5 protein-coding genes are annotated in these 4,803 nt (G+C 76.0%); all 5 read left to right on the top strand.

Features of this window, described 5'->3' with window-relative positions; genetic code table 11:
* A partial coding sequence (locus tag ACSMHG_RS19400) for a lipid II flippase MurJ (RefSeq protein ID WP_435748208.1) occupies window positions 1-868 on the top strand: 868 nt, incomplete at its 5' end.
* Between the two features lie 50 nt (window positions 869-918).
* A complete protein-coding gene (locus tag ACSMHG_RS19395; RefSeq protein ID WP_435748206.1) occupies window positions 919-2,808 on the top strand; it encodes a protein kinase family protein in 1,890 nt (629 codons plus the stop codon).
* A complete protein-coding gene (sigM, locus tag ACSMHG_RS19390; RefSeq protein ID WP_435748204.1) occupies window positions 2,805-3,527 on the top strand; it encodes an RNA polymerase sigma factor SigM in 723 nt (240 codons plus the stop codon). Before ACSMHG_RS19395 ends, sigM begins: the two co-directional genes overlap by 4 nt.
* Window positions 3,524-4,357, top strand: a complete 834-nt coding sequence (locus tag ACSMHG_RS19385) for a hypothetical protein (protein WP_435748202.1) — start codon at window positions 3,524-3,526, stop codon at window positions 4,355-4,357. The genes sigM and ACSMHG_RS19385 overlap by 4 nt, the downstream gene beginning before the upstream one ends.
* Window positions 4,358-4,448: 91 nt before the next feature.
* A partial coding sequence (locus ACSMHG_RS19380) for an NAD(P)/FAD-dependent oxidoreductase (RefSeq protein ID WP_435748200.1) occupies window positions 4,449-4,803 on the top strand: 355 nt, incomplete at its 3' end.

Here is a 4,803-nt window from a genome sequence, read left to right as displayed (position 1 = left end):
CAACCAGCTCGCGTACACGGTCGTCGTCCGCCTGGCCTCGACCGGCACGATCGACGGCGACGCCGACAGCACCGGCTACTCGGTCTACTCGGCCGCCTTCCTCATCGTGATGGTCCCGCACGCGGTCATCACCGTCTCGCTGGCCACCGCGATCCTGCCGGGACTCTCGCGGCGGGCCGCCGAGCGGGACCTGCGCGGGCTGGGCCACTCGCTGAGCACCACCCTGCGGACCGCCCTCGCGGTCGTCCTGCCGTTCGCGGCCCTGCTCCCCCTCATCGCACCCGACCTGGCCCGGCTCATCTCCTACGGCGCGGCCGCCGACACCTTCGAGAACTACATCCCCTCCCTGGCCCTCTTCGGTCCGGGGCTGGCCCTCTTCACCGTCCACTACCTGATGCTGCGCGGGTTCTACGCGCTCGAGCAGACGCGGACCGTCTTCTGGATCCAGTGCGCGGTCGCCACCGCGAACATCGTCGCCGCCGTGGTCCTGGTGAACGCCACCGGCGACCCGGCCACGGCGCCGGCGCTGGTGGTGGCCTACGCGGTGGCCTACCTCGTCGGCGCGGTCGTCTCCTACCTCGTGCTCGCCCGGCGCCTGGGCGGCCTGCGCACCCCGGTCCTCGTACGCTTCCTGGTGCGCATGGCGCTCGCCGTCGGTGTCGCGACCGCCGCCGCCTGGCTCGCCTCCCTCGCCTTCGAGCCCCTCGCCGGGGACGCGTCGTACCTCAGGGCCGCGGTCAGCGCCGTGGTGGTGACGGGGGTGGACGTCGCCGTCTTCCTCGTCGCGGCCCGGCTGCTGCGGCTGCACGAGGTGACCTCGGTCGTCACGACGTTCACCCGGCGCCTTCCGCTCCCCGGTCGACGCTGACCGCCCTACGATGGCCCGGAACCGCGCCCTACGAAGGGGATGAGGAGGCAGTGCCGCACACCGCCCGGCCCGGAGACGTCCTCGCCGACCGCTACCGCCTCGTCGACCTGCTCTCCGAGAGCCGGGGCGGCCGGTTCTGGCGAGCGCACGACCGGGTCCTGGAGCGGCACGTCGCGCTGCACGTCATCGACGACGCCGACGAGCGGGCCACCGGGCTGGTCGCCGCTGCCCGGCGGTCGGCCGCGGTGCTGGACCGGCGGGTCCTGCGGGTGCTGGACGCGGAGCGCGTCGACGGCGTCTGCTACGTCGTGAACGAGTGGGGCTCCGGCGTCTCCCTCGACATCCTGCTCGCGACCATCGGCCCGCTCGCGCCCCGCAAGGCGGCGTGGCTGGTCGGCGAGGTCGCCGACACGCTGGCCACCTCGCACGCCGCCGGAGTGGCCCATGGCCGGCTGGTGCCGGAGAACGTCCTGGTGGAGCGAACCGGCCACGTCAAGGTGATCGGCCTCTGCGTCGACGCCGCCCTGCACGGCCTCCCGGACCAGGGCACCGGCACCGACGTCACCGACCTCGCCGCGCTCCTGTACGCCGCGCTCACCGGCCGCTGGGCGGGTGCCTCGCCGTCGGCGGTCCCGGCCGCTCCCCGCGAGCACGGGCACGTGCTGCGGCCGCGACAGGTGCGCGCCGGCGTGCCCCGCCCCCTCGACCTGGTGTGCGAGGCGGTGCTGAACCCCGACTCCGGCCGGTGGCGGGACCTCCCGGACCTGCGCTCCGCGCGCGGCATCGGGGAGCACCTGGCGGCCTTCGTGGGCGACCCGACCGGCCTGCCCGAAGCCCTCGCGGCGGACACCCCCGCAGTGCCCCGGCCGGGGCCGATCGTGCTGCCTCCCGTCCCCGACCTGCTGCCGCACGACGCGGAGGACCCGGCATCCGACCCCGGAGCCGGCGCGACCGGGGACGCGGCCACGGACGGTCCGCGTCCTCCGGCGTCGGTCGAGCTGCCCACGGAGGCGGGTCTGCCGATCTTCGACGACGAGGCCGACGAGGTCGCCTGGCTCGAGCGCCGCACCGAGCCGGTGCCACCACCGCCCCCGTTCGAGGAGCCACCGGACCGGCCGCTCTTCGCGCCCGACCCTGCGGACGGCACCCCCTTGCGCAGGCCCCGGCCCGGCGGGTCCACCACCGGCACGGGGTTCCCGGCTGTCGGGGCGACCGGGTCGTCGTACTGGCCGTGGGACACCGGGCACGGCACGGGGACCGGCGCGGTCGTCGACCCGGCGATGAACCTGCCCGACGGCGGAGGCGCGTGGGGCGACCACGGCGCCGTGCCCGCGGAGGTCCCGGGTCGCCGGTGGATGCGGCTGGCGGTCGTCCTCGGCCTGTGCGCCCTCGTCCTGCTGGCCACCGTCGTCGCCGTCAACCTGGGCGGCGGGGGTTCGGGCCTCGACGACGACCCCTCCCCCGGCCCCGGCAGCTCGGGCAGCGCCGACGCCGCGGCGCCGATCGGGGACGTCACCGCGACCGACCTCGATCCCTTCGGCGACCCGCCGGAGGAGTACCCGGACCTCGCTCCCCTGGCCGTCGACGGCGACCCGTCGACCGCCTGGCGGACGTCGAGGTACGAGCAGCAGCTGGGTCCGTCGGGCCTCAAGACGGGCGTGGGCCTGCTGCTCGATCTCGGCTCCGAGCGGGAGGTCGCCGAGGTGGCGGTCACCCTGGCCGGGGGCGGACCCGCGGACGCGAGCGTCTACGTCACCGGCAGCGCCCCGACCGAGGTCGGGGGTCTCGATCCCGTGGGCACGGCGACGCTCGAGCCGCAGGGGCGGGTCCGCCTCGACGAGCCCGCCAGCGGCCGCTACGTCGTCGTCTGGCTCACCTCGCTGCCCCCTGTCGACGGCGGGTTCCGCGCCGACGTCGCCGAGGTCGTGGTGAGCGGGTGAGGGCCGGGCAGCCCGGTGACGAGCCCGGTGACGAGCCCGGTGACGAGCCGTCCGACGAGCAGCTGCTCGCGGCGCACGTGGCTGGCGACCCCGACGCGTTCGGCCGCCTGGTCTCCCGGCACCGGGACCGGCTGTGGGCGGTGGCGCTGCGCACGACCGGGCACCGTGAGGAGGCGGCCGACGGGCTGCAGGACGGCCTGGTGGCGGCGTACCGGCGGGCAGGCTCCTTCCGCGGCGACGCCGCCGTGACCACCTGGCTGCACCGGGTCGTCGTCAATGCCTGCCTGGACCGGCTGCGTGCCTCCCGGGTGCGTCGGGCCGAGTCGCTCCCCGACGACCTGGAGGAGTACGCCGGCCGCGGCGCGCGGTCCACCGCGACCGACGAGGCGCTGGACCCGGCCGACCTCAGCGTGCGCTCGGAGCGGCGCCGGGCGGTGCTCGCGGCGCTCGCCACGCTGCCCGCCGACCAGCGGGCCGCCCTCGTGCTGGTGGACATGGAGGGCTTCCCCGTCGCGGAGGCCGCCGAGGTGCTCGGCTGCCCGGTGGGAACCGTCAAGTCCCGGTGCTCGCGCGGCCGCGCCCGCCTCGCCGCACTGCTGGGTCTCGAGGAGGAGGCCGGGAACCCGTGCGCGGCCCCGCGCGTCGGAGTGGAGGTCGACCTGAGAGGATCGGCGACCGCGACGGAGAAGGCCCTGGGCAGCGAAGGAGGTGCACCGTGAGCGACACCACCGACCGCGACGACCGCGACGAGCGCGTCCGTCGGCTCCTCGCCGAGGCGCGCCACGACGCAGCCCTTCCCACCGACGTCGCCGCCCGCCTGGACCGGGTCCTCGAGCAGCTCGCGGAGGGAGACACGCGGGGGTTCCGGACGCTCGACGAGCTGGCCGCCCGACGTCGGCGCCGGGCGCGCGGCATGCTCGTCGCAGCCGCCGCGGTGGCTGTCGTCGGCATCGGCCTGGGACAGGTCGTCCCGGGGGCGTTCGAGGGCGCGGCCAGCGACATCCCCGCGGGGGCCGCCGAGAGCGCCGACGGCGAGACGTTCGTCGCCGGCGACCGGCTCGAGGGCGCCGCGTCGGGCCGTGCCGCCGACGACGCCGCTCCGTCCGACGACGCCGATGCACCGAAGGCGCTCGAGGGTGCCGCCGGAAGCCTGTTCGACGGAGTCGACCCGGAGCTCGCCGGCGAGGCAGGCGGCCAGTCCCGGTCCGCCGACTCGCCCGACCTCTCCGCCTCCAGCATGGCCACCGCCCGGGGGCGCGCACTGGTCGTGGCCGCGGGCCGGCCGGTCGAGCTGCGTCCCGAGCGGTTCGTGCGCGACGCCCTCCGGGCTCGCACCCGGCTCGACGCCGGCCGCCGGGGCCGGGCGTCCGACCGCGCCTTCGACTGCGACCTCGCTGGCTGGGGCCCCGGCACGGGCTTGGCCGTCCGCTACGGCGGACGACCCCACGTGCTGGTCTTCCGGGAGCCCGCCGGTGAGACCCAGGTGGTCGACCTGCTGCAGTGCGGCACCGGCGAGATCCTCCGCTCGACCACCCTCCCCGCCGACTGAGCCGCGGAACATTCCTCGCCTACGATCGGTTGCGTCCGTGCGGCCACCAGGTCGGTAGCCGTGCCGTCCACAGCGAGGAGACCTCGACCCCATGTCCGACACCTCAGTGCGCCAGGTCATCGTCATCGGCTCCGGCCCGTCGGGCTACACCGCGGCCGTGTACGCCGCCCGCGCCGGCCTCCAGCCGCTCGTCTTCGAGGGCTCGGTGACCGCCGGTGGGGCGTTGATGAACACGACCGAGGTCGAGAACTTCCCCGGGTTCCGTGACGGGATCATGGGCCCCGCGCTGATGGACGAGATGCGGGCGCAGGCCGAGCGCTTCGGGGCCGAGCTGGTGCCCGACGACGTCGTCGAGGTCGACCTCACCGGTGACGTCAAGGTCGTCAGGACCGCCACCTCCACCCACACCGCTCGCGCGGTCGTCCTCGCCACCGGCTCGGGCTACC

Source organism: Nocardioides ureilyticus, assembly GCF_051280745.1.
Taxonomy (GTDB): domain Bacteria; phylum Actinomycetota; class Actinomycetes; order Propionibacteriales; family Nocardioidaceae; genus Nocardioides.
The sequence above is the reverse complement of the archived record's forward strand: the minus strand, read 5'-3'. Positions and strand labels throughout refer to the sequence as shown.